At 76.1% G+C, this 25428-nt stretch carries 28 protein-coding genes; 9 read left to right on the top strand and 19 right to left on the bottom strand.

Annotation, left to right across the window (positions count from 1 at the left end):
• Position 1 precedes the first annotated feature (1 nt).
• From cbiQ to BD833_RS17080, 3 genes are all read left to right on the top strand, one after another.
• Positions 2 to 784 carry a cobalt ECF transporter T component CbiQ gene (gene cbiQ, locus BD833_RS17090; RefSeq protein WP_166534339.1) on the top strand — a complete coding sequence of 261 codons (783 nt, stop codon included), beginning with the start codon at positions 2 to 4 and terminating at the stop codon, positions 782 to 784.
• A complete protein-coding gene (locus tag BD833_RS17085) occupies positions 781 to 1524 on the top strand; it encodes an energy-coupling factor ABC transporter ATP-binding protein (RefSeq protein WP_166534338.1) in 744 nt (247 codons plus the stop codon). Before cbiQ ends, BD833_RS17085 begins: the two co-directional genes overlap by 4 nt.
• Positions 1525 to 1650: 126 nt before the next feature.
• Positions 1651 to 2247 carry a hypothetical protein gene (locus tag BD833_RS17080; RefSeq protein ID WP_166534337.1) on the top strand — a complete coding sequence of 199 codons (597 nt, stop codon included), beginning with the start codon at positions 1651 to 1653 and terminating at the stop codon, positions 2245 to 2247.
• Positions 2248 to 2256: 9 nt separating this feature from the next.
• On the opposite strand, the gene ftsY is transcribed toward BD833_RS17080, so the two are convergent.
• On the bottom strand, positions 2257 to 3483 hold the full coding sequence (ftsY, locus tag BD833_RS17075) for a signal recognition particle-docking protein FtsY (protein WP_166534336.1): 1227 nt from the start codon (positions 3481 to 3483) through the stop codon (positions 2257 to 2259).
• A gap of 85 nt (positions 3484 to 3568) precedes the next feature.
• Here ftsY and BD833_RS17070 point away from each other — a divergent pair, with 85 nt between their 5' ends.
• Positions 3569 to 5257 carry an alkaline phosphatase D family protein gene (locus BD833_RS17070; RefSeq protein WP_166534335.1) on the top strand — a complete coding sequence of 563 codons (1689 nt, stop codon included), beginning with the start codon at positions 3569 to 3571 and terminating at the stop codon, positions 5255 to 5257.
• 12 nt (positions 5258 to 5269) lie between these two features.
• A complete protein-coding gene (locus BD833_RS17065) occupies positions 5270 to 6082 on the top strand; it encodes an endonuclease/exonuclease/phosphatase family protein (RefSeq protein WP_166534334.1) in 813 nt (270 codons plus the stop codon).
• Between the two features lie 73 nt (positions 6083 to 6155).
• On the opposite strand, the gene smc is transcribed toward BD833_RS17065, so the two are convergent.
• The 11 genes from smc to BD833_RS17010 all read right to left on the bottom strand — a co-directional run bounded on the left by smc (position 6156) and on the right by BD833_RS17010 (position 18348).
• The gene (smc, locus tag BD833_RS17060) at positions 6156 to 9722 is read right to left on the bottom strand and encodes a chromosome segregation protein SMC (RefSeq protein ID WP_166534333.1); all 3567 of its coding nucleotides are present in this window, start codon (positions 9720 to 9722) and stop codon (positions 6156 to 6158) included.
• A 125-nt stretch (positions 9723 to 9847) separates the two neighbouring features.
• A complete protein-coding gene (locus BD833_RS17055; RefSeq protein ID WP_166534332.1) occupies positions 9848 to 10039 on the bottom strand; it encodes a hypothetical protein in 192 nt (63 codons plus the stop codon).
• Between the two features lie 168 nt (positions 10040 to 10207).
• Positions 10208 to 11083, bottom strand: coding sequence for a bifunctional DNA-formamidopyrimidine glycosylase/DNA-(apurinic or apyrimidinic site) lyase (mutM, locus tag BD833_RS17050; protein ID WP_166534331.1), 876 nt, complete (start codon positions 11081 to 11083; stop codon positions 10208 to 10210).
• Between the two features lie 4 nt (positions 11084 to 11087).
• Entirely contained in the window at positions 11088 to 11873 is a 786-nt protein-coding gene (rnc, locus tag BD833_RS17045) for a ribonuclease III (RefSeq protein WP_166534330.1), read from the bottom strand.
• A gap of 14 nt (positions 11874 to 11887) precedes the next feature.
• Positions 11888 to 12067 carry a 50S ribosomal protein L32 gene (rpmF, locus tag BD833_RS17040; protein ID WP_014377519.1) on the bottom strand — a complete coding sequence of 60 codons (180 nt, stop codon included), beginning with the start codon at positions 12065 to 12067 and terminating at the stop codon, positions 11888 to 11890.
• 2 nt (positions 12068 to 12069) lie between these two features.
• Positions 12070 to 12696: a YceD family protein gene (locus BD833_RS17035; protein ID WP_243737742.1), complete on the bottom strand. Its 627-nt coding sequence runs from the start codon at positions 12694 to 12696 to the stop codon at positions 12070 to 12072.
• A 134-nt stretch (positions 12697 to 12830) separates the two neighbouring features.
• The gene (locus tag BD833_RS17030) at positions 12831 to 13526 is read right to left on the bottom strand and encodes an SPFH domain-containing protein (protein ID WP_166534329.1); all 696 of its coding nucleotides are present in this window, start codon (positions 13524 to 13526) and stop codon (positions 12831 to 12833) included.
• Complete coding sequence (gene coaD, locus BD833_RS17025; RefSeq protein WP_166534328.1) at positions 13523 to 14008, bottom strand: pantetheine-phosphate adenylyltransferase; 486 nt, start codon at positions 14006 to 14008, stop codon at positions 13523 to 13525. Before coaD ends, BD833_RS17030 begins: the two co-directional genes overlap by 4 nt.
• Complete coding sequence (gene rsmD / locus BD833_RS17020; protein WP_166534327.1) at positions 14005 to 14559, bottom strand: 16S rRNA (guanine(966)-N(2))-methyltransferase RsmD; 555 nt, start codon at positions 14557 to 14559, stop codon at positions 14005 to 14007. Before rsmD ends, coaD begins: the two co-directional genes overlap by 4 nt.
• Positions 14556 to 16748 carry an ATP-dependent DNA helicase RecG gene (gene recG, locus BD833_RS17015; RefSeq protein WP_166534326.1) on the bottom strand — a complete coding sequence of 731 codons (2193 nt, stop codon included), beginning with the start codon at positions 16746 to 16748 and terminating at the stop codon, positions 14556 to 14558. The genes rsmD and recG overlap by 4 nt, the downstream gene beginning before the upstream one ends.
• 1 nt (position 16749) lies before the next feature.
• Entirely contained in the window at positions 16750 to 18348 is a 1599-nt protein-coding gene (locus BD833_RS17010; protein ID WP_166534325.1) for a DAK2 domain-containing protein, read from the bottom strand.
• 184 nt (positions 18349 to 18532) lie between these two features.
• Here BD833_RS17010 and rpmB point away from each other — a divergent pair, with 184 nt between their 5' ends.
• Positions 18533 to 18724, top strand: coding sequence for a 50S ribosomal protein L28 (rpmB, locus tag BD833_RS17005; RefSeq protein WP_104523111.1), 192 nt, complete (start codon positions 18533 to 18535; stop codon positions 18722 to 18724).
• 105 nt (positions 18725 to 18829) lie between these two features.
• Here the strand turns inward: rpmB and BD833_RS17000 are convergent, their stop codons facing one another.
• Positions 18830 to 19111, bottom strand: coding sequence for a helix-turn-helix transcriptional regulator (locus tag BD833_RS17000; protein ID WP_166534324.1), 282 nt, complete (start codon positions 19109 to 19111; stop codon positions 18830 to 18832).
• 67 nt (positions 19112 to 19178) lie between these two features.
• Between BD833_RS17000 and map the strand changes: the two genes are divergently transcribed.
• Positions 19179 to 19961: a type I methionyl aminopeptidase gene (gene map / locus BD833_RS16995; RefSeq protein WP_166534323.1), complete on the top strand. Its 783-nt coding sequence runs from the start codon at positions 19179 to 19181 to the stop codon at positions 19959 to 19961.
• Between the two features lie 22 nt (positions 19962 to 19983).
• On the opposite strand, the gene BD833_RS16990 is transcribed toward map, so the two are convergent.
• Genes BD833_RS16990 through BD833_RS16975 form a run of 4 tightly spaced genes read right to left on the bottom strand, consistent with a single transcriptional unit; the run spans position 19984 to position 22655 of the window.
• Entirely contained in the window at positions 19984 to 20493 is a 510-nt protein-coding gene (locus tag BD833_RS16990; RefSeq protein ID WP_208092727.1) for a GNAT family N-acetyltransferase, read from the bottom strand.
• Positions 20490 to 21116 carry a cytidylate kinase-like family protein gene (locus tag BD833_RS16985; protein ID WP_166534322.1) on the bottom strand — a complete coding sequence of 209 codons (627 nt, stop codon included), beginning with the start codon at positions 21114 to 21116 and terminating at the stop codon, positions 20490 to 20492. The genes BD833_RS16990 and BD833_RS16985 overlap by 4 nt, the downstream gene beginning before the upstream one ends.
• Positions 21104 to 21631 (bottom strand): GNAT family N-acetyltransferase, encoded by a 528-nt coding sequence (locus BD833_RS16980; protein WP_166534321.1) that lies wholly within the window; start codon positions 21629 to 21631, stop codon positions 21104 to 21106. The genes BD833_RS16985 and BD833_RS16980 overlap by 13 nt, the downstream gene beginning before the upstream one ends.
• The gene (locus tag BD833_RS16975) at positions 21615 to 22655 is read right to left on the bottom strand and encodes a thiamine-phosphate kinase (protein ID WP_166534320.1); all 1041 of its coding nucleotides are present in this window, start codon (positions 22653 to 22655) and stop codon (positions 21615 to 21617) included. Before BD833_RS16975 ends, BD833_RS16980 begins: the two co-directional genes overlap by 17 nt.
• A 92-nt stretch (positions 22656 to 22747) precedes the next feature.
• Here BD833_RS16975 and BD833_RS16970 point away from each other — a divergent pair, with 92 nt between their 5' ends.
• Positions 22748 to 22981, top strand: a complete 234-nt coding sequence (locus BD833_RS16970) for an Lrp/AsnC ligand binding domain-containing protein (RefSeq protein WP_166534319.1) — start codon at positions 22748 to 22750, stop codon at positions 22979 to 22981.
• Positions 22960 to 23565, top strand: coding sequence for a DUF3515 domain-containing protein (locus tag BD833_RS16965; RefSeq protein WP_243737741.1), 606 nt, complete (start codon positions 22960 to 22962; stop codon positions 23563 to 23565). The genes BD833_RS16970 and BD833_RS16965 overlap by 22 nt, the downstream gene beginning before the upstream one ends.
• Before the next feature lie 35 nt (positions 23566 to 23600).
• Here the strand turns inward: BD833_RS16965 and BD833_RS16960 are convergent, their stop codons facing one another.
• Together BD833_RS16960 and BD833_RS16955 are read right to left on the bottom strand one after the other, a co-directional pair.
• Positions 23601 to 24290 (bottom strand): hypothetical protein, encoded by a 690-nt coding sequence (locus BD833_RS16960; protein ID WP_243737740.1) that lies wholly within the window; start codon positions 24288 to 24290, stop codon positions 23601 to 23603.
• The gene (locus tag BD833_RS16955) at positions 24287 to 25423 is read right to left on the bottom strand and encodes a D-alanine--D-alanine ligase family protein (RefSeq protein ID WP_166534318.1); all 1137 of its coding nucleotides are present in this window, start codon (positions 25421 to 25423) and stop codon (positions 24287 to 24289) included. The genes BD833_RS16960 and BD833_RS16955 overlap by 4 nt, the downstream gene beginning before the upstream one ends.
• Positions 25424 to 25428: the final 5 nt, after the last annotated feature.

Raw genomic sequence — 25428 nt, 5'->3', positions numbered from 1 at the left:
GGTGGGCGCCGGTCCCGGCGGCACGCTCCTCGCCCGGTACGTCCCGGGCACCAGCGCCGTCCACCGGCTCGAGCCGCACCTGAAGCTGGTGTCGGTGCTGGCGTTCGCCCTGGTCGTGGTGGCCACGCCGGTGCACGCCCCGTGGGCACCGGCCGCCTACGCCGGGTACCTGCTCGCCGTCCTCACCGCTGCCGCGGTCGCCGGGGTCTCCCCCGCGCGGCTGGCGCGCGGCCTGGTCGTCGAGGTGCCCTTCGTCGCCTTCGCCGTCCTGCTGCCGTTCGTCGCCGCCGGCCCGCAGGTGGAGGTGCTCGGCCTCTCGGTGTCCCGCACGGGGCTGGCCGCCGGCGGCGGGCTGCTGGCCAAGGCCACCCTGTCGATCCTCGCCGCCACGATCCTCTCGGCGACGACGGAGCCGCGGGCGCTGCTGCGCGGACTGGAACGGCTGCGGCTGCCCCAGGTCCTCGTGCAGATCCTGATGTTCATGATCCGCTACGCCGACGTGGTGGGCGGCGAGCTGCACCGGATGCGGGTGGCCCGCGAGTCCCGCGGGTTCCACGGCGGGGGCCTGCGCGGGCTGCGGGTCATGGCGGCCACGGCCGGATCGCTGTTCGTCCGGTCCTACGAGCGCGGTGAGCGGGTGCACCTGGCGATGCTCAGCCGCGGGTACACCGGCCGGCTGCCCACCGGGGCGGTGTCCGCCGCGGCGCCCGGGGCGTGGGCGGTGGCGCTCAGCCTGCCCCTGGCCGCGGCCGCGGTGCTGCTGGCCGGGATGCTGCTGGGGTGACCGCTCCCCCGCCGTCCCTGCTGGTCGAGGACCTCGCCTTCGCCTACCCCGACGGGCACCAGGCGCTGTTCGGCGTCGACCTGCGGATCGAGCGCGGCGAGCGGGTGGCGCTGCTCGGGCCCAACGGCGCAGGGAAGACCACCCTGGTGCTGCACCTCAACGGCATCCTGCGGGCCGGGCGCGGGGAGGTGACCGTGGCGGGGCTGCCGGTGGCGAAGCGCTCGCTGCCGGAGATCCGCCGCCGCGTCGGAGTGGTGTTCCAGGACCCCGACGACCAGCTGTTCATGCCCACCGTCGCCGACGACGTCGCCTTCGGGCCGCGCAACCTCGGCCTGCCGGAGGAGGAGGTGGCCGCCCGCGTCACCGCCGCGCTGGAGCAGGTGCGCATGGCCGACGCCGCCGACCGGCCGCCGCACCACCTCTCGTTCGGGCAGCGCCGCCGGGTCGCCGTCGCCACGGTGCTCGCGATGCAGCCGGAGATCGTGGTGCTCGACGAGCCGTCGTCCAACCTCGACCCGGCCGGCCGGCGGGAGCTGGCCGAGGTGCTCACCGAGCTCCCCGTGACCCTGCTGATGGTCACCCACGACCTGCCCTACGCCGCCCAGATGTGCCCGCGGTCGGTGATCCTCGACGGCGGCGTCGTGGTCGCCGACGGCCCGACGCCGGACGTGCTGTCCGACGCCGGCCTGCTCGCCGCGCACCGGCTGGAGCTGCCCTACGGGTTCTCGCCGGCCGGGTGAGCCCCCGGGCGGCGGCAGCGCCCCCGTGACGCTGCCGCCCCCTCTCCGCCCCTCCTGGGTCACGGGGCTCGCGCGGGTCGCAACTGGTGCCGCGGCCGGTACCCGCGCAACGCGGTCACCGGCGCGGTGCGGGACCTGGACGCCTGGGCCCTGGACCACGTGCCCGGCTATCCGCACGCCGCGGGCGCGCCCCGGCTGGTGGAGACCTGCGGCCCGACCGACGCCCCGCCCCCGGTCGCGGTGCCGCCCGCCGTGCCGGCACCGGAACCCGAGGCGGTTCCCGGCCCCGCTCCGGCGGCCGCCCCCCCGGCCCGCCGTCGGTGGGCGGTGGCCGCCGCGGCGGTGCTCCTGGTCGCCGCCGGGGCCACCACCGCCGCGATGGTCCTCGGCGAGGACGAGCCCGAGGCCCTGCCCACCCTGCCGAGCACCGGAGACGGCCGGCTCCGCCCGGAGACGACGGGCAGCCTCGGGGCGAACACCTTCACCGACCCCCGCACCCTCCAGGGGCAGGCCCAGCCGATCCCGCCGGACACCACCGTGCAGGTGCGCTGCCGGTACTACGCCCCGAGCATCCCCAGCGTGGTGCCCGACGGGTTCTGGTACCTGGTCGACTCCGGCGAGTGGGCCGGGCGCTGGTCACCGGCCAACTCGTTCATGAACGGGGACGTGCCCGGGGAGCCGACCCTGCACAACACCGACCTGGACGTCCCGGTCTGCCGCTGACCGGCCGCCTCAGACCTCGCCGACGAGCCCCTCGGCGAAGGCGCGGGGCTCGAAGGGCGCGAGGTCGTCGGGGCCCTCCCCCAGGCCGACCAGCTTCACCGGGATGCCGAGCTCCTGCTGGACCCGCACCACGATGCCGCCCTTGGCGGTGCCGTCGAGCTTGGTGAGCACGACACCGGTCACCTCGACCGCCTCGGTGAACACCCGGGCCTGGACGACGCCGTTCTGCCCCGTGGTGGCGTCGAGCACGAGCAGCACCTCGGTGACCGGGGACTGCTTCTCCACCACGCGCTTGACCTTGCCCAGCTCGTCCATGAGCCCGGACTTGGTGTGCAGCCGCCCGGCGGTGTCGATGACGACGGTGTCCACCTCGGCCTCGACGCCGGTGCGCACGGCCTCGAACGCGACCGCCGCGGGGTCACCGCCCTCGCGCCCGCGGACGGTCAGCACCCCCACCCGCTCGCCCCACGTCTCCAGCTGGTCGGCGGCCGCGGCCCGGAAGGTGTCGGCCGCGCCGAGGATCACGCTCTTGCCGTCGCCCACGAGCACGCGGGCGATCTTGCCGACGGTGGTGGTCTTCCCCGCGCCGTTCACGCCGACGACGAGCACCACGCCCGGCCGGCCCTCGTGCCGGGCGGTGCCGAGGGTGCGGTCGAGGTCGGGCCCGAGGACGGCGGTGAGCTCGCGGACCAGCAGCTCCCGCAGTTCGGCGCCGGAGGCGGTGGCCAGCACCAACGACTGGGTGCGCAGCCGCTCGACGATCCGGGTCGTCGCCGCGACGCCGACGTCGGCGGCCAGCAGGGTCTCCTCGATCTCCTCCCAGTCGTCCTCGGTGAGCTGCTCGCGGGCGAGCACGGTGAGCAGACCGCGACCGAGCGAGGACTGCGACCGGGCCAGGCGGGAGCGCAGCCGCACCAGCCGCCCGGCCGACGGCAGCGGGGTGTCGAAGACCAGGCCCGGCTCCGGCCGGGCCGGGGGCAGGTCGACGGCCGGCGGCGCCTCGGGCACCCCGGCGTCGGTCTGGTCGACCGGCGGCAGCCCGAGCCCCGAGGCGGTGGCGCCGGTGGGGCGCGGCTGCTGGACCGGGGGCGCCGGGGGTCGTGGCCGGGTGAGCGTCGTGCCGCTGGCGGCGTCGTCGTCGAGCCGCGTCGTCTTCCGGCCGCGGCCGACGAGGAGGCTGACTCCGAGGATCAGTGCGACGACCAGGATCGCGAGGGCGATCAGCACGAATTCCATGGCCCCGAGTCTCCCAGCCCGCGCGGGAAGGAGTCCGCCGGGACGCCGACTGCGGCCGCACAGGTTCGTAGGCCAGGCTGTTCCCATGCCGCATCCCGCCGCCAGCGCCCCCGCCCTCGTGCTCGGGCCCCTCCTGCGGCACGTCGACCCGGTGTCGGCGACCGTTTGGGTCGAGACCGACCGGCCGTGCGAGGTCGACGTGCTGGGGCGCCGCACCCGCACCTTCTGCGTGGGCGGCCACCACTTCGCGCTCGTCGTCGTGGAGGGCCTCGAGCCCGGCAGCACCACGCCCTACGAGGTGCGCCTCGACGGGGCGCAGGTGTGGCCCCCGGAGGACTCCGCCTTCCCGCCCAGCCGGATCCGCACCCCCGGCGGTGCCGGGGCGTTCCGGCTGGCCTTCGGCTCCTGCCGGTACGCCAGCCCCTACACCGTCGAGGAGTCCGAGGGCATCCCGCCGGACGCGCTCGACCTCTACGCCCAGCGGCTGGCCGCCCAGCCCGAGGACCGCTGGCCGGACGCGCTGGTGCTGCTCGGCGACCAGGTCTACGCCGACGAGTTGACGACGCAGACCCGCGGCTGGCTGGCCCGCCGCCGCGACCAGGCGCTGCACCGGCGCGCTCCGGAGGACCAGGTGGCCGACTTCGAGGAGTACACCCGGCTCTACGTGGAGTCCTGGCAGGACCCGCAGGTGCGGTGGCTGCTGTCGACCATCCCGTCCTCGATGATCTTCGACGACCACGAGATGATCGACGACTGGAACACCTCGGCCGCCTGGCGCGAGCGGATGAGCGGCACCGACTGGTGGGCCGGCCGGATCACCGGCGGCCTGGTCAGCTACTGGATCTACCAGCACCTCGGCAACCTGAGCCCCCAGGAGCTGGCCGAGAACAAGGTGTGGCGGGCCATCCAGGACCTGGTGGACGCCTCACCGGGCACGCCGGCGGACGCCGAGCCCCTGCTGCGGGAGATGGCCGCGCGGGCCGACGCCGACCCGGCGAGCGTGCGCTGGAGCTTCGTCCGGCACTGGGGCGACGCCCGGCTGGTCATGATCGACAGCCGCGCCGGCCGGGTGCTCGAGGAGAGCGACCGGCGGATGCTCGACGACGCCGAGTTCGAGTGGGTCGAGGCCGCGATGCGCCGGGCCGCCGAGGAGGGCGTCGAGCACCTGATCCTCGGCACCTCCCTGCCGTGGCTCCTCCCGCACGCCGTCGACTCGCTGGAGCGGTGGAACGCCACGCTCAACCGCCGCCACCACGGCCGGTGGCGGGGGCGGCTGGCCGAGGCTCTGCGCCAGGCCTCCGACCTCGAGCACTGGGCCGCCTTCGGGCACTCCTTCGACCGGCTCGGGCGCGCCGTCCTGGCCGTCGCGCGCGGTGAGCACGGTCGCGCCCCGGCCACCACGCTGGTCGTGTCCGGCGACGTCCACCACGCCTACGCCGCCGAGGTGGTGCGCCCCGGCGGGCTGGAGTCGCGGGTGCACCAGCTGACCGTGTCACCGCTGCACAACCAGGCGCCGCACCCCATCCAGGTCGCCTTCCGGATCGGCTGGAGCCGGCGCGCGCGGCGGCTCACCGAGCGGCTGGCCCGCCTGGTCGGCGCGGTGCCCGCGTCGCTGGAGTGGGAGAAGCAGGCCGGCCCCTACTTCGGCAACCAGGTGGGCGAGCTCGTGCTCGAGGGCCGGGAGGCGCGCTTCGTGCTCTCCGTGAGCGGGAAGGACGGCGTCCACGACGGCCGCCTGCTGCAGGTCCTGGACATGCCGCTGTCCGAGGCCTGAGAGGGTGGTCCGGTGACCAAGCCGGCCCCGGGCCCCGACCAGCCACCCATCCCCGTGCGGCTGGTCACCTTCAACACCCACCACGGCGTCGGCGACGACGACCGGCACGACCTCCCCCGCCTCGCCACCCTGCTGGCGTCGGTCGACGCCGACATCATCTGCCTGCAGGAGGTCGACCGCCGCTTCGGGGAGCGCAGCGAGGACGTCGACCAGGCGCTGCTGCTCTCCCGCGCGCTGGACATGCAGCTGGCGTGGGGGCCGGCGATCGACCGGGGCCCGGTGGACGGCGCCGGCGAGGGCGAGCCGCGCCGGCAGTACGGCAACGCGCTCCTGTCGCGGCTGCCGATCCTGATCAGCGACGTGCACCCGCTGCCCGGCACCGGCGAGCCGCGCAGCGCGCTGCGCACCATGGTGGAGCTCGACGGCGGCGCGCTGTGGGTGACCGGCACGCACCTCACCACCCGGTCGGCGGAGGAGCGCGCCGCCCAGGTGGGCTCGCTGGCCGGCCTGCACACCGACGCGATGGAGACCGGCGTCCTGGTCGGCGACTTCAACAGCACGCCCGACGCCCCCGAGCTCGACGCGCTGCGCCAGCGGTTCACCGACGCCTGGCAGCTCGCCCGAGCCCGCGACGACCAGGCCGGCTGGCGGTTCTGGCAGAGCGACGCCGGCATGACCCACCCGGCGCGCTCCCCGCACCGCCGGATCGACCAGGTGTGGGTCTCCTCCGGCGTCGCCGTGGCGGGGGCCTACGTGCTCGACGCCGAGGGCGCCTCCGACCACCTGCCGGTCGTCGTCGACCTCGAGGTCCGCAGCGGCGTCTAGGCATAGGAAGCTCTACCTACGGATGCGGGCCCCGATCCGTAGGTAGAGCTTCCTATGCCCGGGGGGGGGGGCGTCAGGCGGTCTCGAGCTCGCGGAGCCGCTGGCTGATCACGCCGGTGATGCCGTCGCCGCGCATGCTCACGCCGTAGAGGGCGTCGGCGATCTCCATCGTCCGCTTCTGGTGCGTGATGATGATCAGCTGGGACGTCGACCGCAGCTGCTCCACCAGGACCAGCAGCCGGCCGAGGTTGACGTCGTCCAGCGCCGCCTCGACCTCGTCGAGCACGTAGAACGGCGAGGGCCGGGCGCGGAAGATCGCCACCAGCATCGCGACGGCGGTCAGCGAGCGCTCGCCGCCGGACAGCAGGGACAGCCGCTTGACCTTCTTGCCCGGCGGCCGGGCCTCGACCTCCACGCCGGTGGTGAGCATGTTCTCGGGGTCGGTGAGCACCAGCCGGCCGGAGCCGCCCGGGAACAGGGTGGCGAACACCTGCTCGAACTCCCGGGCCACGTCGGCGAACGCGGCGGCGAAGACGTCGTGGATCCGGCCGTCGACCTCGCGGACGACGGTGAGCAGGTCCCGGCGGGTGTTCTTGAGGTCCTCCAGCTGGGTGGCCAGGAACGTGTGCCGCTCCTCCAGTGCCGCGAACTCCTCCAGCGCCAGCGGGTTCACCTTGCCCAGCGTGGCGAGATCGCGCTCGGCCCGGGCCACCCGGCGCTCCTGCGCCGCCCGCTCGTAGGGCGTCGGCTCGGGCGCCGGCTGCCCGGCGGCCTCGGCCTCGGCCAGCTGCTGCGGCGACGGCGGCACGGCCGCCGCGGGGCCGTACTCGGCCACCAGCGTGGGCAGGTCGACGCCGAACTCCTCGGCAGCGCGGGTCTCCAGCGTCTCGATGCGGTACCGCTGCTCGGTGCGCGCTACCTCGTCGCGGTGCACCTCGTCGGTGAGCCGGTCCAGCTCCGCGGTGGCCGCCCGCACCCGGCTCCGCACCTCCAGCAGCTCCGCCTCGGACGAGTTCCGCGACGCGGCCAGGGCGTCGCGCTCGGCGCCGGCGCGGGTCAGCGACGTCTGCAGCGCCACCCCGGCGGCCTCCGCGTCCGCCCGCACGGCGGCGGCGACGGCCGCCCCGCGCTCCCGGGCGGCCCGGGCCGCGGCGGCGCGCTCGCGCGCGGCCCGCTCCTGCCGGGCCTGACGGCGCAGCGACTCGGCGCGGCCCTGGAGCGCGCGGGCCCGCTCCTCCGCCGTCCGCACGGCCAGCCGCGCCTCGGTCTCGCCCTGCCGGGCCGCGGCCACCTCGGCACGCAGCCGGTCGCGCTCCTCGGTGGGCGGCTCGTCCTCCAGCGGGGCCGCCTGGGCCTCGGTGAGCCGCGCCTCCAGGGTGGTCAGCGCGGTGAGCGCCCGCTCCAGGGACTCCTCGGCGCGCACCCGGGCGGCGGCGTGCCGCTCGGCCTCGGCGGTCGCCGACCGGGCGGCGGCCCCCAGCTCGGCGAGCGCGGTCGCCTCGGCGGAGCGGCTCCGGTCCGCGACCTGCCGGGCGGCGAGCGCGGCGTCGACGTCGACGGAACGCTCCTCGGCGGTGCGCCGCGCCTCGCTCAGCTCCTCGGCGAGCCGGGCCGCGTGCACGGTGGCGGCGTCCAGCTCGGCCGCCGCCTCGTCGACGCGGGCCCGCATCTCCAGGTTGGACGGGGCGTCGGACTGCCCGCCTACCGCCCAGTCGGCGCCCAGCAGGTCGCCGGTGGCGGTGACGGCGCGCACCCGGGGGTGCACGCGCACCAGCGCGACCGCGGCGTCCAGGTCGGGCACGAGGGCGACCCGCTCCAGCGCCCGGGCCAGCGCCGGCCGCAGCGGCTCGGGAGCCTCCACCGCGTCCAGCGCCCAGCGCGCGCCCGCGGGCAGCTCGGGCCACCCGTCGCGCGGCACGGGCGGCAAGCCCCCGGTGACGAGGAGACCGGCGCGGCCGCCCTCGGTGCGCGTCAGGTGGGCCAGCGCGGCGGCGGCCTCGGCCACCCCTGAGACGACGACGGCGTCGGCCATGCCACCGAGGGCGGCGGCGACCGCCACCTCGTCGCCGGGAGCGACGGTGAGCTGCTCGGTCAGCGGCCCGAGCACCCCGGCGAGGTCCCCGCCGAGCACGGCGGCCGCGCCGTCGGCGGGGGTCAGCCCGAGGGCGAGGGCGTCCCGCCGGGCCTGCCACGACGCGCGGTCGCGCTCGGCGGCGCGCTCGGCCTCGGCCAGCTCGGCGACCCGCCGGGCGACCGCCGCGTGCGCCGCGACGGCGTCCTCGTGCGCCGCGACGAGCGCGACGTCGGTGTCCTCCTGCTCCGCCACCTGGCCGCGGCGGTCGGCCAGCCGGTCGGCGGCCACCTCGGCGCGGTCGGCGGCCTCCGCGGCGGCGAGGGCGAGCCGCTCGATCTCCGCCTGGCCGGCACCCGCCCGGGAGCGCGCCGCGGCCACCTCGCCGGAGAGCCGGGCCAGGCTCTCCCGCCGGTCGGCCAGCGCCCGCGCGGCCGCGACCCAGGCCTTCTCCGCGTCGGCGAGCGCGCGCTCGAGCTCGGTGCGGGCGGCGACGACCCGGCCCAGCCGGTCCCGCTCGGCCGCCAGCCCGTCGGCGAGCTCCGCCTCCGTGGCCGCGACCCGGTCGGCCTCGGCGTCCAGCTGCTCCGGGTCCCGCCCCGGCGCCGCGGCCGCGGCGGGGGCCGACAGGTGCCGGTGCCGCTCGGCCGCCAGCTGGGCGACGCTGCGGAACCGCTCACCGAGGGCGGAGAGCCGGTACCAGGTGTCGGACGCCAGCTGCAGCTGCGGCGCGGTCTCGGCCAGCCGGCTCTCCAGCGCGCCCTCCCGGCGGGACACCCCCGCCAGCTCCCGCTCGACGACGGTGCGCCGCTGCCGGGCAGCGGTCTCGTCGGCGACGTCGCGGTCGAGGGCGTCGCGGAGCTGGACCAGGTCGTCGGCGAGCAGCCTCAGCCGGGCGTCCCGGAGATCGGCCTGGACACCGGCCGCGCGGCGGGCCACCTCGGCCTGCCGGCCCAGCGGCTTGAGCTGGCGGCGCAGCTCGGCGGTGAGGTCGGCCAGCCGGTCGAGGTTGGCCTGCATCCCGTCGAGCTTGCGGAGGGCCTTCTCCTTGCGCTTGCGGTGCTTGAGGACGCCGGCGGCCTCCTCGATGAAGGCGCGGCGGTCCTCCGGGCGGCCGGAGAGGACGGCGTCCAGCTGCCCTTGGCCGACGATGACGTGCATCTCGCGGCCGATGCCGGAGTCGCTGAGCAGTTCCTGGACGTCGAGGAGCCGGACCTTGTCGCCGTTGATCTCGTACTCGCTCTCCCCGGAGCGGTACATGCGGCGAGTGATCGACACCTCGGTGTACTCGATCGGCAACGCGCCGTCGGAGTTGTCGATCGTGAGGGTGACCTCGGCGCGGCCGAGGGCGGGGCGGCCGGCGGTGCCGGCGAAGATGACGTCCTCCATCTTGCCGCCGCGCAGGCTCTTCGCGCCCTGCTCGCCGAGAACCCAGGAGATGGCGTCGACGACGTTGGACTTGCCCGACCCGTTGGGGCCGACGACGGCGGTGATCCCGGGCTCGAGCCGCAGCGTGGTGGCGGACGCGAAGGACTTGAAACCCTTCAGCGTGAGGCTCGACAGGTGCACGGTACGAAGACTCTAGCCGCGATCGGGCCTGGTCAGGTGCCCTGCGGGACCGCTGGTGCGGATGTGACAGGAAGCCGGCCGGTCCGGCGGCCCGCGCAGGGGCGGGCGGCCTTGGGGCAGAACCGCTAGGCGAGGGCGGGCTCGACGTTGTCGCCGGCCAGCGAGAGCAGCTCGTGGGCGATCGCCGCGTCGCGCTGGGCGCGCAGCTCGGCGAGCTCGGCCTCGAGCCGGCGGACCTTGGCCCGCAGGACGGCGTTCTCCTCGACCACCCGGAGCTCCACGGGGCTGACGACCGAACCGAACAGGGCCTTGGCCATGGCTGCGACGGCCTTTCGACTGCGAGAGGGATGAGCCGGCGCCCCGGGAAACGGTCGGCGCGGCTGGGTGATTCCAGGGTGACACCCGCTGATCCGCAGGTCAACGGCGGCCGCCCGGGGATGCTGTGTCCGGGTGATGTCGGCTTCGTCACGTCGGGGGAACGCCGGTCAGCGCCGCTTCGCCCGCGGACGTGGTTGGCAGGTGGGGCAGCTGTAGCTCGAGCGGTTCATGAACGACTCCCGGCGGATCGGCGTCCCGCAGCGGGGGCACGGCCGGTCGCCTTGCCCGTAGACGGCCAGGTGCCGGGAGAAGTAGCCGCTCTGCCCGTTGACGTCGACGTAGAGGGAGTCGAACGAGGTGCCGCCCTGCGCCAGGCTCTCCCCGAGCACGTCGCGGACCCCGTCGAGCAGCTCCACCACCTGCGCCCGGGTCAGCTTGTCGGTGGGGCGGGCACCGTGCAGCCGGGCCCGCCACAGCGACTCGTCGGCGTAGATGTTGCCCACCCCGCCGATCAGCGTCTGGTCCAGCAGCGCCCGCTTCACCTCGGTCCGGCGACGGCGGAGCGCCGCCGCGAAGGCGTCGACGTCGAAGGCGTCGTCGAGCGGGTCGATGGCGATGTGCGCCAGCCGCGGGGGGATCTCCTCCCCCGCGCTGTCCTCGACCGCCAGCCCCCCGAAGGTGCGCTGGTCGACGAAGCGCAGCTCGCGGCCGCCGTCGGTGAAGGTGACGCGTGCCCGCAGGTGCGTCTCGTCCGGGGCGGAGCGCTTCTCGACGAGCAGCTGACCGCTCATCCCGAGGTGGGCCACGAGCGCGCGGTCCGACGGCGTGCCGTCGGACTCGGCCAGCGGGAGCCACAGGTACTTGCCCCGCCGGCGCGCGGCGACCAGCGTGCGGCCGGTCAGCTCCCGGACGAAGTGGTCGGCGCCCTCGAGGTGCCGGCGGACGGCGCGGGGGTGGTGCACCTCGACGGTGGCGACGGTGCGGCCGGCGACCCACTGCTCCAGCCCCCGCCGCACCACCTCGACCTCGGGCAGCTCCGGCACGGTCCTACTCCTCCGACAGGGCCCGCCAGGCGGCCTCGGCGGCCTCCTGCTCGGCGGCCTTCTTCGTCCGTCCCGTCCCGGTACCGCGCGGGATGCCCGCGAGCAGCACCTCGGCGGTGAACGTCTTGGCGTGGTCGGGGCCCTCGTCGGCCACCTGGTAGACCGGCGCCCCGAGCCCCTGGGCGGCCCCGAGCTCCTGCAGGCTGGTCTTCCAGTCCAGCCCGGCGCCCCGGGTGGCGGACTCGACCAGCAGCGGGTCGAAGAGCCGGTGGACGACCGCGGACGCGGTGTCCAGCCCGCAGCCGAGGTGGATCGCGCCGATCAGCGCCTCGAGCGCGTCGGCGAGGATCGAGTCCTTCTCGCGGCCGCCGGTCGTCTCCTCGCCCCGGCCCAGCAGCAGGTGCGGGCCGAGGCCGCCGTCCCCCAGGCGCCGGGCGACGGAGGCCAGCGAGGTCATGTTGACCACCGAGGCACGCAGCTTGGCCAGCTGGCCCTCGGGGAGGTCCGGCTGGCTGCGGTAGAGCTCGTCGGTGACGACCAGCCCGAGCACCGAGTCGCCCAGGAACTCCAGGCGCTCGTTGGTCGGGAGCCCGCCGTTCTCGTACGCGAACGAGCGGTGGGTCAGCACCAGGCCGAGCAGACCCTCCGGCAGCTCGACGCCGAGGGCGTCGTGCAGCCAGGCGGTGGCCCGCTCGGCGTGCGCCGCACCACCGGGGTGCGGCACGTCGCCCGGGGCGCGGCCGTCGGCCGCATCCTGCGCAGGATGCGTTCCGGCGGCCGTCGTCCCCATGGCGGTGCGGGAGATCAGACCGAGAGGACCTGGCGGCCGTCGTACTGGCCGCAGGTCGGGCACGCCTGGTGCGGGGGCTTGAGCTCGCCGCAGGCGCGGTTCGGACACGGCGACAGGGTCGGCGCGGTGGCCTTCCACTGCGACCGGCGCATGCGGGTGTTGGCGCGCGACATCTTCCGCTTCGGAACGGCCACGATCAGTTCTCCTCTGGGGTGGTGGATTCGCCGGGGGTGCCCGGCGAGGAAGCGAAACGGTCCGCGAGGGCGGCCCACCGGGGGTCGGTCACCTCGTGGGTGTGGTCGGCCGGCAGATCGTCGATCCGCTGGCCGCAGTCGACGCACAGGCCGGCGCAGTCCTCGGAGCAGACCGGCGAGAGCGGGAGGCTCAGGACGATGGTGTCGCGGGCGAGCGGCTCCAGGTCGAGGAAGTCGCCCTCGAGCCGGCGCACCTCGTCCTCCTCGCTCGTGGCCTCCGTGGTGCTGCCCGCGTAGGCGTACAGCTCCTGGACGTCGAGGGAGAGGGTGTCCTCGATCGGCTCGAGGCAGCGCGCGCAGGAGCCGACGACGGGGACGTCGAGATCGCCGGTGACCAGGACGCCCTCCATGACTGACTCCAGCCGCAGCCGGAGGTGGACCTCGGCCTTCTCCGGGACCCGGATGAGCTCCAGGCCCCAGCCCGCGGGCGCCGGGGCGGTGCGGTCGAGCTCCTGCATGGCCCCCGCGCGCCGGCCGAGCTCCCGCAGGTCGTACTTCCAGGGGTTGGCGGCGGGACGCCGGTCCTCGCGGGACTGGGCGCCGGGGCGGTTCGGGAAAGCGGCAGGCATGTCGGTACTCGCGGTCGGGAGCGGGAGGGGTGGACGACCGGGCGTCAGCCGTCGGTCGGACCAGTGGACGAGCCTACCCGATCCCCGCGGACCCTTTCAGGGTCCGGCTGTGAGCTTGCGGACGGGCGGGCCTGCTAAGGCTCGCGGAGGGCGGTGCGGGCCTTGTCGACCGAGCGCAGCATCCGCTCCAGGGTGCCGCCGAACTCGGCCAGGCGGCTGTCCACGTACTCGTCGACCTCCGCCCGCATCCGGGTGGCGTCGGCGTGCGACTGCGCGCCCAGCTCGTCCGCGCGGTCGACGGCGGTGCGGTAGACCTCGGTCTCGGTGATCAGCCGCTCGTGCTCGGCCTGCCCCTCGGCGATCAGCGCGGCCCGGTGCTGGCGGCCCTCGGCGACGAGCGCCTCGGCCTCCGCCTCGGCGTCGACGATGATCTGCTCGGCCTCGGCCTGCGCCTGGGCCAGCAGCTCGTCGCGCTGCCGGCGGGCGGTGCCGAGGATCTCCTCGCGCTGCCGGCGGGCCTGGGCGAGCAGCTGCTCGCTCTCCCCCCGCGTGCGCCCGGTGAGCCGCTCGGCCTCCGCCTGGGCCTGCTGGAGGATCTCGGTGCGCTGCTCGACGATCGCCCCGGCCGCCTGCACGTCCTCGGGCAGCGACTCGCGCAGGTCGTCCAGGAGGTCGAGGACGTGGTCGCGGGGCACCATGCAGGAGCTGGACATCGGCACGCTGCGGGCGTTCTCGATGACCGTCGTCAGCTCGTCGACCGTCTCGTACAGGCGGTAGACGACCTCGGTCGTGGATCCCCGGGGCGGTCCGCCGCGGGGTGGCCGGGTCACTTGCCGCCTCGCCGGGCGTGCTCGGCCAGCCGGTCGTGCACGACCTTCGGGACCAGCCGGGAGACGTCGCCGCCGAAGGTGGCGATCTGCTTGACCAGGCTGGAGGACAGGTGCCCGACCTGCGGCGCCGTGGGCACGAACAGCGTCTCGATCCCGGCGAGCTCCCGGTTCATCTGGGCCATCTGCAGCTCGTACTCGAAGTCGCTGACCGCCCGGAGTCCCTTGACGATGACCGGCACGTCGTGGGCGCGGCAGTAGTCGACCAGCAGGCCCTGGAAGCTGTCGACGGTGACGTTCGGCAGGTCGGCGACGGATTCGCGCAGCAGCTCCATGCGCTCCTCGACCGGGAAGAACCCGGCCTTGCCGGGGTTGACCAGCACGGCGACGACCAGCTCGTCGTACAGCGCGGCGGCCCGGGTGATGACGTCGACGTGCCCGTTGGTCACCGGGTCGAAGGAACCTGGGCAGACGGCGCGTCTCACGGACGCCGACCGTACCGGAGCACCGCCTCGCCGTAGCGCCGTTCGCGCAGTCCTTCCAGGGGTGTCGGCCAGTCCCACTCCCGTTCCCGGCTGGAGCGCTCGACCACGACGACGCCCCCGGGGACGAGCCACTCGCCCGCGACCAGGGCGCGGAGCAGCTCCCGCACCTCCTCCGCCGGCACCGCGTAGGGCGGATCGGCCAGCACGACGTCGAAGGCCCGGGGGGCCGGGCCGGCGACCACGGCCGGCACGGAGCCCGCGACCACCCTGCCCCCCGGCAGGCCGACGGCGGCCAGGTTGGCCCTCAGCACCGGCAGCACGCGCGGGCCGGACTCCACGAACACCACGTCCGAGGCGCCGCGGGAGAGCGCCTCCAGGCCCAGCGCCCCGGAGCCCGCGTAGAGGTCGAGCACCGCCGCGCCCTCGAGGTCGACGAGCGATCCGAGGGAGTTGAACAGCCCGCCCCGCGCCTTGTCGCCGGTGGGGCGGACCCCGGCGGGTGGGACCTGGAGCCGCCGGCCACCCGCCGACCCCGCGATCACCCTCGTCACGCCTTCTCCAGCCACTCGGCGCGCTCGTCGCTGGCCAGGGCGGCGACCTCCGCGGCCAGGCCGGGGTGGTCGGCCAGCCCGCGGTCGGTGCCGAGCAGGGCGGTCGCCTCGGCCCGGGCCTGGGCGATGAGCTCCTCGTCCGCCAGGAGGGAGAGCAGCCGGATGCCCGAGCGGCGGCCGGACTGCGCGGCGCCGAGGACGTCACCCTCGCGGCGGGTCTCGAGGTCCAGCCGGGCGAGCTCGAAGCCGTCGGACGTCGACGCGACGGCGGCCAGCCGCTGCCCCGTGGGCGACCCCGACGGGGCCTCGGTCACGAGCAGGCACAGCCCGGCGTGCTTCCCACGGGCGACCCGGCCGCGCAGCTGGTGCAGCTGGCTGACGCCGAACCGGTCGGCGTCCATGACCACCATCACCGTGGCGTTGGGGACGTCGACGCCGACCTCCACGACGGTGGTGGCGACCAGCACGTCGGTCTCCCCCGCGGCGAAGGCGCGCATGACGCCGTCCTTCTCGTCCGGGGACATCCGGCCGTGCAGCACGTCGAGCCGCAGGCCGGCCAGCGGACCGCCGCGGAGGGCCTCGGCGACGTCCAGCACCGCCAGCGGCGGCCGGCGGTCGCTGCGGCCGTCGTCGTCGGGCGGGGCGCCGTCGGCGTCCTCGGGCTCGTCGTCGGCGCCGGTGACGTCGCCGATCCGCGGGCAGACGACGTAGGCCTGCCGGCCGGCGGCGACCTCCTCGCGGAGCCGTTCCCACGCGCGGTCGAGCCAGCCCGGCTTCTCCACCACCGGCACCACCGAGCTGGTCACGCCGCCGCGCCCGCTGGGCAGCTGCCGCAGCGTGGAGATCTCCAGGTCGCCGTAGACGGTCATGGCCACGGTCCGCGGGATCGGGGTGGCGGTCATGACGAGGACGTGCGGCGGGCGGCTGCCCTTGGCACGCAGGGCGTCGCGCTGCTCCACCCCGAACCGGTGCTGCTCGTCGACGACGACCAGCCCCAGGTCGGCGAAGTCCACGCCCTCCTGCAGCAGCGCGTGGGTGCCGATCACGATGCCGGCGCTGCCGTCGGCGACCTCTGCCAGCGCCTGCCGCTTCGCCGCGGCCTTGAGCGAGCCGGTGAGCAGCGTGACGCGGGTGCCGGCGGCGTCGCCGTCGAGCTCGCCGGCGCGGCCGAGCGGGCCCAGCAGGGCGCGGATGCCGCGGGCGTGCTGGGCGGCCAGCACCTCGGTGGGCGCGAGCAGGGCGGCCTGGCCGCCGGCGTCGACCACCTGGGCCATCGCCCGCAGCGCGACGACGGTCTTGCCCGAGCCGACCTCGCCCTGCAGCAGCCGGTGCATCGGCTGGTCGCGGTCGAGCTCGGCGGCCAGCTCCTCCCCCACCTCCCGCTGGCCCTCGGTGAGGGCGAAGGGCAGGGCGGTGTCGACGGCGTCGAGCAGCCCGCCGGCCCGACGGGGGCGCGCGGTGCCCGGCTCGAGGGCGGCCGCCCGGCGGCGGGCGGCGAGGGTGAGCTGAAGGACCAGCGCCTCGTCCCACTTCAGCCGGTGCGCGGCCCGCTCGACGTCCTCGGTCGTGGTCGGGCGGTGGATGTCCAGCAGCGCGGAGGCGAGCGGCAGGAGACCGAGGCGGGCCCGGATCTCCTCGGGCAGCGGGTCCTCGACCAGCTCGCCGAGCCCGCCCCCGGCCCCCAGCAGCAGCTTGACCGACTTCTGGATCACCCAGCTGGAGACGTCCTTGCTCGCCGGGTAGATCGGCACGAGGGCGCGCGCCCAGTCGGTGTCGTCGTCGGAGGCGTCGAGCAGGTGCATGTCGGGATGGGCGAACTGCTTCTCCCCGCGGTACTCGCCCACCGTGCCGGCGAACATGCCCCACGAGTTCACCGCGAGCGACGCGTGGCGGTGGTTGAAGAAGACCAGCTTCATCCGGCCGCTGCCGTCGCCCACCACGACCTCGGTCAGGCTGCCCCGGCGGTTGCGCATGGGCCGGGTCGTGACGCTGCGGACCTGGGCGAGGACGGTGACCCGGTCACCGACCTGGACGTCGGCGAGGTCGGCCTGCTCCCCGCGGCGGGCGTAGCGGCGCGGGTAGTGCCGCAGGAGGTGCCGCACGGTGTGCAGGCCGAGCTGCTCGGCCATGCCGGTCGCCGTCTTGGGCCCCAGCACCCGGGACAGCGGCGTCTCGAGGGTGACGGCCACCTCACTCCACCCCGATCTGCAGGGGCAGCGAGCTCGGGCCGCCGCCGTAGCGGACCACCTCGATGGTCGGGTGGACCGAGGCGAGGTGCCGGCAGACGGTGTCGCCGAGCTCCTCGTCGGGGCCGGCGACCAGCGTGGCCATCTCCCCGCCCGCGGAGAGCAGCCGGTCGAGCAGGTCGCAGGCGACCGCGGCGAGCTCGGCGCCGATGACGACGACGTCGCCCTCCGCCGAGCCGAGCACGTCACCGGGGTGGCAGCGGCCGGCGGAGGTGAGCGCCTCCTGGTCGGCGACGGTCACCTCGGCCCAGCGGGTCGCCGCGGCCGCCTCGGCCATGGCGATGACGTCGTCACCGAAGCGCCGCCCGGGGTCGGCGACCGCGACCGCGGCCAGCCCCTGCACCGGCGAGCGGGTGGGCACGACGCCGATCTCCCGGCCGGCCTCGCGGGCCCGGGTGGCCGCGCGCGCGGCGACCGGCAGCAGCGCGGCGTCGTTGGGCAGGACGACGACCTCCTGCGCGCCGCAGGCCACGACCTCCTCCAGGAGGCCGTCCTCGGTGATGCCGTCGGCACCGCAGACGACGACCCGCACGCCCTCGGCGCGGAACAGCTCGGCCAGCCCCTCGCTCTGCACCGCCGCGACCACGGCGCGCAGCCCGGGGACCGGCTCCGGCGGCGGCACCGGCGCCAGCGGGGTGACGGTGATGCGGTGCGGGCGGCCCGCCTCGACGCCGGCCTCGATGGCCGCGCCGACGTCGGACACGTGCACGTGCACGTTCCACTCCCGGCCGGTCGGGGTGTCGACGCCGACGACGACCAGGCTGTCGCCCAGCGCGGCGAGGCGCTCGTGCAGCCGGGCGACCGCGGTCTCGTCGGCGTCGGCGAGCAGGTACTGCACCTCGCTGCCCGGACCCGGTGGCGGCTGGTGCGGGGCGCTCCCGGCGTCGTGCCGGTGCCGGTGCGGGACGGAGAGCGCCGGGCGGACCGGTCTCACCCCGGTGACGGTCCGCACCAGCGCGTCCAGCACCAGGCACAGGCCGGCGCCGCCGGCGTCGACGACGCCGGCGGCCCGCAGCGCGGCCAGCTGGCCGGGGGTCCGGTCGAGCGCGGCCCGGGCGCCGTCGGCGGCGGCCAGGACGACGTCCCCGAGGGCCGTGCGGCCCTCGTCGACCGCCGCGACGGCTGCCTCACCGCTCGCGCGGGCGACGGTGAGGAACGTGCCCTCCTCCGGGTCGGCGACCGCCGTGTAGGCGCTCTCGGCGGCCTTGCGCAGCGCGGCGGCGACGGTCGGGCCGTCGGCGGGGGGCTGGTGCGCCAGCTGGTCGGCCAGGCCGCGCAGCAGCTGGGCGAGGATGGTGCCGGAGTTGCCGCGGGCGGCGAGCACGGCGCCGCGCGCCATCACCACCCAGGCGGGCTCCGCCGGACCGGCCGAGTCCAGCGCGGCGAGCGCCCCCTCGGCGGTGTGCAGGAGGTTGGTGCCGGTGTCGCCGTCGGGGACGGGGAAGACGTTGAGGTCGTCGAGCCGGCCCCGGGAGTCGGACAGCGCCTCGACCGCGGCCCGGCACCACTGACCGACCGCGGCGTCGTCCAGCGCCTGCAGCACGGGTGGAGGCTACCCACCCGTGCCGACAGGTCCGGTCGCCGAGCGCGGGAAGCCACCGATCGGGACGCCGGGGGCAGGGCGCCGCGACGTCCCGGCCCGGGAACGGTTAGAGTGGTCGACGGTCTTGTCGCGGGTGCCACCTGGCCCCGCCGTCTGTGAACGATTTTTCTGGGAGTGATCAACCGTGGCTGCCAACTGCGATGTCTGTGGCAAGGGCCCCGGTTTCGGTATGTCGGTGTCGCACTCGCACCGCCGCACGCCGCGCCGTTGGAACCCGAACATCCAGTCCGTGCGGGCGCTGATCGCCCCCGGCAACCGTCGCCGGATCAACGCGTGCACCTCGTGCATCCGCGCCGGCAAGGTCGTCCGCGCCTGAGCACGGGCCCCCGCCAGGGGGCCGACCGAAGCATCGAGAACCCCGGAGGTCATCGACCTCCGGGGTTCTTCGTGCGCCCGGCACCGCTGGCAGCGGGGCCGGGACCTAGGAGGCGAGCCGCGCGTCGCCCCCGGCGCCGGCCCCCGGTCGGCTGATCTCGGCCCAGACCACGTCGAGGGAGAGACCGAGGACGTCGGCGATCGCCGCGACCGTCGGGAACGCGGGGGTGGCGACCCGGCCGGACTCGATCTTGCGCAGGGTCTCGGGCGAGATCCCGGCGTCCAGCGCGGTCCCGAGCATCGAGCGCTCCCCGCGGGCGCGCCGCAGCACGGCCCCGAGGCGCTGCCCGCGCTCGACCTCCGCGGGAGTGAGGGGCAACCTGACCATGGCCGGATTCTAATACCGGGATAGGCTGGCCGGGATAGTTATCGCACCCGCGCACAGGAAGACCCCCATGATCGAGATCCTGGACCCCACCGACCTCCCACGGGCGAGGGCCACCGGCGCCCTGGTCGCCGACATCCTGCAGACCCTGAAGGGCCGCAGCGCCGTCGGCACGAACCTGCTCGACATCGACCGGTGGGCCCAGGACATGATCCGCGAGGCCGGCGCGCAGTCCTGCTACGTCGACTACGCCCCGTCCTTCGGCCGCGGGCCGTTCGGCCACTACATCTGCACGTCGGTCAACGACGCCGTGCTGCACGGGCTGCCGCACGACTACGCGCTCGCCGAGGGCGACCTGCTCTCGCTCGACCTCGCCGTCTCCCTGGGTGGGATCGTCGCCGACTCGGCCGTCAGCTTCGTCGTGGGCGGCGCCGCGCCCCCGGAGGACGCCGCGATGATCGCCGCGACCGAGGAGGCGCTGCGGGCGGGGATCGCCGCCGCCGGCCCGGGCACCCGCCTCGGTGACGTCTCCGCCGCGATCGGCTCGGTGCTCACCGCAGCCGGGTACCCGATCAACACCGAGTTCGGCGGGCACGGCGTCGGATCGACCATGCACCAGGACCCGCACGTCCCGAACACCGGGCGGCCCGGGCGGGGGTACCGGCTGCGCCCCGGGCTGCTGCTCGCGCTGGAGCCCTGGGTCATGGCCGACACCGCCCGGCTGGTCACCGACCCCGACGGCTGGACCCTGCGTAGTGCGACGGGCTGCCGGACGGCGCACAGCGAGCACACGATCGCCATCACCGACGACGGCGCCGAGATCATGACCCTCCCGACGCAGGGCCGCCCCTGACCCGAGCGGGTGCCGCCACCGGTCAGGACGCCGCAGCGCCCTTCCCGAGGCCCTTCTCCAGCAGCACGACCGGGTCCCAGCCGGAGTCGAACACCCGCCGGCCCACCTCGGTGAACCCCCGGTCGCGGTAGTACCGGCGCAGCCGGGGGTTGCTCTCGACGCAGTCCAGCCGCAGGCGGGAGCGCCCCGCGCCGGCCGCCGTCGCGGCCGCCCAGGCCAGCAGCGCGGCCCCGATCCCGGCGCCGGCGTGCGCCGGGTCGACCACGAGGCCGTGCACGTACGCGGCGTCGCCGGGCACGTCGCCCCAGACGACGGCGTCGGACCACAGCAGCCGCAGGCCGGCGACGAGCCGGTCACCGGCCTCCAGGACGTGCCACTCACCTGCGGCGACCTGCGCCTCGACCTCCCCGACGCCCACCTCGCCGGGCCGCCACTGCCGGATGCCGGCGTCGGTCATCCAGCGCGCCCGCTGCTCCCGCAGGGCGTGCAGCACCCCGGCGTCCGGGCCCCTCGCCGGTCGCGGGGAGATCACCGGCCGATGCCCCGCCCGCGGGCCGCCGTCACCACCAGGTCGACGACCGTCTCCACCGGCAGCTCCGTGCCGTCCACCACCAGGTGGTAGTGGGCGGCCGACGCCGGATCGCAGCGGTAGAAGTGCCGCACGTAGGCCTCCCGGCCGCGGTCGTTCGCCGCCATCTCGCGCGCCACCTCCTCCCGCGGCCGCCCCGAGCGGGCCACCGCCGCGGCGAGCCGCCGCTCCCGCGAGCCGTCGAGCCGGACGTGCAGCGCGTCGGACCGGTCGCGCAGCACGATCGCCGCGGCCCGGCCGAGCACGACGCCGCCGTCACCCCCGGCGATCTCCGCCAGCACCCGCTCGGTCTGCTCCCGGTAGGCCCGGGCGTCCGGCAGGGGTGCACCGGGGACCACCCCGCCCACCGGATCGGGCATGGTGCCCAGCGAGGCCACCAGCCGCCACAGCCCGCGCACGACCGTCTCGTCGTTCGCCTCCGCCTCCGCCACCGGCACGCCGAGCCGGCCGGCGACCCGCGCCGGGATCGCCCGGTCGTGGAACGGCAGCCCCAGCCGCTGCGCGACGGCCGGGGCGATCTCGGCTCCCCCGGCGCCGTAGGACGCCGAGACGGTCACGATGCCCATGTCGCCTCCTCCTCCGCCGGCGGGAGCAGATCCTTGCCCAGGAAGACGGCGTCCGGCGAGCAGGCGTAGACGCCGTACCCCGCGACGGGGAGGTAGCCCAGCTCCCGGTAGAGGGCGACCGCCTCGGGCTGCTTCTGCCCGGTGTTCAACACCACCGACCCGTGGCCCGCCCGCGCGGCCGAGGACTCCAGCTCGGCCATGAGCACCTGGGCCAGCCCGCGCCGGCGGAAGCCCGGCGCCACGTACACCCGCTTGATCTCCACGCCGCCGGGCGGGTACACCCGCCACGCCCCGCAGCCGGCCGGCACGCCGTCGACCTCGGCCACCAGGAAGAGGCCGGCCGGGGGCCGGAACTCCGCCGGGTCGACGACGGCCGCGTCGCGGCCGCCGTACCGGGTGACGTACTCCTGCTGCACCGCCTCGACCATGGCCTGCGCGACCGGGTCGTCGTAGGGCACCGGCCGCAGCCGGACTCCCGTCCCGTCCCGCAGCAGCCGCTCACCCGAAGTGCACATGCCCCGCCCTCTCCGCCCCGACGCCGCGCAGCGCCTCCTCCGCGGCCTCGCCGCCGACGCGGACACCGGCCCCCCGGTTCCCCGGGCGCACCGTGCCCACCGCCACCCAGCCCTCGGGCAGGATCGCCTTCTTCGGGAACGTGGCCAGCAGGGCGTGGTCCTCGCCGCCGCTGAGCACCCACGCCATCGGATCGATCCCGAGGGCCGACCCGACCTGCTGCAGGGGCCCCACCGGCTCCAGGCACGCGCGCACCAGCGCCGCGCGGTCGAAGTCCAGCACGACGCCGCTGGCCCGTGCGATGTGCCCGGCGTCGGCCACGAGGCCGTCGCTGACGTCGCACATCGCGCTCGCCCCGGCGTCGGCCGCCGCCGGGCCGGCGGCGTACGGCGGGGTCGGCCGGCGGTGCGCCGCCACCACCGCGAGCGGGCTGGTGAAGCCCCGGCGCAGCACCGCCAGCCCCGCGGCCGACCAGCCGAGCCGCCCGGCGAGGGCGATGACGTGACCGGGCCGGGCGCCGGAACGCTGCACCGGCGCCCGCCCGCCCAGATCGCCCAGGGCGGTCACCGACAGGACGACGGCGGCGCTGTCCGGCGCCGCGGCCACGGTGTCCCCGCCCACGACCGCCGCGCCCAGCGGGGCGCACTCCTCGGCCAGCCCGGTGGCGACGCCCTCCAGCCAGCTCGTGGGGGTGTCCGCCGGGCAGGCCAGCCCCACGACCAGCGCGGTCGTCCGCCCGCCCATCGCCGCCACGTCGGCGAGGTTGGCCGCGGCCGCCTTGTGCCCGACGTCCTCCGCCGAGGACCAGTCCCGCCGGAAGTGCCGGCCCTCGACCAGGACGTCGGTGGTGACGACGACGCGCTGGTCCGGGGTGCGCAGCACCGCCGCGTCGTCCCCGGGCCCGACCTCGGCCGCCGCCGCGGTGCCCGACCGGGCCAGCACCCGGGCGATGACCTCGAACTCGCCCACCACGCGGACGGTGTCGGCGGGATCACCGCGCGGGACCAGCGGGCGGGGTCGGCTCATGGGTGCACTCCAGTTGCTGCGGTAGGTTGCCGACGAGTCCGCCAGCCGGCGGGGACGACGTCTCGGCACTGTTGCCGGAGGAAGGATCTCCCGTGGTCCACGCCTACATCCTCATCCAGACCGAAGTCGGCAAGGCCGCCCAGGTCGCCTCGACGATCAGCGAGATCAGCGGGGTGACCAGGGCCGAGGACGTCACCGGGCCGTACGACGTCATCGTCCGCGCCGAGGCCGACACCGTCGACGAGCTCGGGCGCCTGGTGGTGGCGCGCGTCCAGTCCGTCGACGGGATCACCCGCACGCTGACGTGCCCCGTCGTCAACATCTGAGCGAGGCACCCGTCGACCCGGTGCGCCGGGTCGCGGTGCTGGTCGCGGCGATCACCCTGCCCGTGGTGATCGCCCTGGTGGTGCTGGTCAACGTTCGCGGCGACGACGCCGGGGACGACGCGACGGCCGGCGGCGCCGGACCGGCCGAGGTCGACAGCGGCGAACCCGTCCGCCCGGAGGACCTCCCGGTGCTGCCGCTGGACACCCCACCGGTCACTCCGGAGGCCGATGCCGCCTGCCCGGCGCTCATGGCCAACCTGCCGCTCGAGCTCGCCGGGGACCCGTCCCGCCGGGTGGACTCCGATTCCCCCTACGTCTACGCGTGGGGCGAGCCGCCCGTCGTGCTCACCTGCGGGGTCGACCGGCCCGCCGGCTGGCAGGTCGGCACGTCGGCGATCCAGATCAACGGCGTGCAGTGGTACGTGGACACCAGCGATCCGGAGAGCACGGTCTGGACCGCCGTCGACCGGCCGGTCTACGTCGAGGTCCGCCTGCCCAAGGGGGTCGACAGCGCACCGGTCACCGCGCTCACCGTCCCCCTGGCCGAGGCGCTGCCCTACCAGGAGCCGCAGCCGGGCCCCTGAGCCCCTCGCCGCCGGCACCGCCCTCCCCGGAGCGCTCACGCCGGCGGGAGCAGCGCCAGCTGCCGCTCGAGCACCGCGCCGACCTCCTGGAGGGCGTCGTCGGTCGTCCCGGCCATCGCCGTCACCGAGACGCTGAAGACGCCGTGCCAGCACCAGGCGAACGCGGCCGGGTCGACCAGCCCCGCCTCCGGGACCGGCGCCTCCACGGTGAGCAGCCGGCAGTTCGCGGGCAGCTCGGGCGGATCGTCGCTGAGGACGCCCGCGTACAGCTCCGCGTCGTTCCGGGCGAGCGCCTCGGCGTAGGCGCCGGCGCCGGCCCGCTGCTCGAACTGGTCGACGAAGACACCGGTCATCGGGCCGGTCTCCCGGCCCCAGAAGCGCTCCCAGCCGAACCGGTAGCCGTAGCTCTCGAGCACCTCCAGCTCCCTCGCCGGGTCCGGGGCGTAGCCGGCGACGTCCTCGAGCCGCTTCTCGCCGGCCGGCGGGTCCAGCTCGTCGTCGGGCACCCGGGGCAGCCCGGAGGGCACCTCCTCGACGACCAGCCGCTCGAGCTCCGCGGGCGTCGAGGGGCGGCCCGACGGCGGCGCGGCGGTCGGCACGCCGTCGACCGACCGGCCGCAGCCGGTGACCACCGCTGCGGCGACGAGCGCGGCGCCCAGCAGCACGCGCGCGGGCCGGGGCGGGGCGGGGCGCAGGTCGCGGAGGACCGGCCGCCCCGGGATCACCGGCCCGGCCGGGCGCGGTCGGCGAGGGCGCCGGTGACCAGCCGGTCGACCAGCTCGGCGAACTCCACCCCGGTCGCGGCCCACATGCGGGCGAACATCGAGATCGGGGTGAACCCCGGCATGGTGTTCACCTCGTTGATCACCAGCCGGTCCGCGCCGTCGGGGCCGGCACCGAGGAAGAAGTCGACGCGGGCCAGGCCCCGGCAGTCCAGCGCCAGGTAGGCGCGCCGGGCGGCGTCCTGCACGGCGGCGATCCGCTCCGGCGAGAGGTCGGCCGGGATGTCGAACTCGGCGGCGTCGTCCAGGTACTTGGCGGCGAAGTCGTACCAGTCGACGCCGGACCGCAGCCGGATCTCGGCCGGCAGGCTGGCCTCCGGCAGCCCCGATCCGCGGGCCGCGAGGACGCCGCACTCGATCTCCCGCCCGGGGATCGCCGCCTCGACGATCACCTTGGGGTCGACGGCGGCGGCGGTGGCCACCGCCGCCGGGAACTGCGCCCAGTCGGTGACCTTCGTGATCCCGATGCTGGAGCCGGCCCGCGCCGGCTTGACGAAGACCGGCAGCCCGAGCCGCTCGCGGGCCGCGTCGTCCAGGACGGCGGCGTCGGCGCACACGGCACCGTGCTCGTCGCGCAGGACGACGTGCTCGCCCTGCGGCAGGCCGGCGGCGGCCAGCAGCTTCTTCGTGAACTCCTTGTCCATCGACGCCGCGCTGGCGAAGACGCCGGACCCCACGTAGGGCAGGCCGGTCATCTCCAGCAGCCCCTGGACGGTGCCGTCCTCCCCGAACGTGCCGTGCAGGACGGGGAAGACGACGTCGACCTCGGTGAGCGCGCGGCCGATCGCCGCCCCGGGCTCGAGCACGGCCAGCCCGCGGGCCGCGGGGTCACCGACCAGGGAGACCGCCGTTCCCCCGGCGACCTCGGGCAGCACGCCGTCGCTGATCGCCAGCTGCTGACCGGGGTCGGGGAGCACCCAGCGCCCTTCGCGGGTGATGCCGACCGGCACCACCTCGTACCGCGCGGGGTCGAGGGCGGCCATCACGCTGCCGGCCGAGACGCAGGAGATCGCGTGCTCCTCGCTGCGCCCGCCGAAGACGACCGCCACCCGCACCCTGCCCGCCTGTCCGCTCATTGCGG

It is taken from the genome of Blastococcus xanthinilyticus, from assembly GCF_008124835.1.
GTDB lineage: Bacteria > Actinomycetota > Actinomycetes > Mycobacteriales > Geodermatophilaceae > Blastococcus > Blastococcus xanthinilyticus.
Note: the sequence above shows the minus strand (reverse complement) of the source record. Positions and strands in the feature narration are given on the sequence as shown.

Coding starts and splice junctions, on each gene's coding strand:
- ftsY (WP_166534336.1), bottom strand. CDS start 3,483: ATGGAATTCGTGCTGATCGCCCTCGCGATCCTGGTCGTCGCACTGATC.
- BD833_RS17070 (WP_166534335.1), top strand. CDS start 3,569: ATGCCGCATCCCGCCGCCAGCGCCCCCGCCCTCGTGCTCGGGCCCCTC.
- BD833_RS17055 (WP_166534332.1), bottom strand. CDS start 10,039: ATGGCCAAGGCCCTGTTCGGTTCGGTCGTCAGCCCCGTGGAGCTCCGG.
- rnc (WP_166534330.1), bottom strand. CDS start 11,873: ATGGGGACGACGGCCGCCGGAACGCATCCTGCGCAGGATGCGGCCGAC.
- BD833_RS17035 (WP_243737742.1), bottom strand. CDS start 12,696: ATGCCTGCCGCTTTCCCGAACCGCCCCGGCGCCCAGTCCCGCGAGGAC.
- BD833_RS17000 (WP_166534324.1), bottom strand. CDS start 19,111: ATGGTCAGGTTGCCCCTCACTCCCGCGGAGGTCGAGCGCGGGCAGCGC.
- map (WP_166534323.1), top strand. CDS start 19,179: ATGATCGAGATCCTGGACCCCACCGACCTCCCACGGGCGAGGGCCACC.
- BD833_RS16985 (WP_166534322.1), bottom strand. CDS start 21,116: ATGGGCATCGTGACCGTCTCGGCGTCCTACGGCGCCGGGGGAGCCGAG.
- BD833_RS16980 (WP_166534321.1), bottom strand. CDS start 21,631: ATGTGCACTTCGGGTGAGCGGCTGCTGCGGGACGGGACGGGAGTCCGG.
- BD833_RS16975 (WP_166534320.1), bottom strand. CDS start 22,655: ATGAGCCGACCCCGCCCGCTGGTCCCGCGCGGTGATCCCGCCGACACC.
- BD833_RS16955 (WP_166534318.1), bottom strand. CDS start 25,423: ATGAGCGGACAGGCGGGCAGGGTGCGGGTGGCGGTCGTCTTCGGCGGG.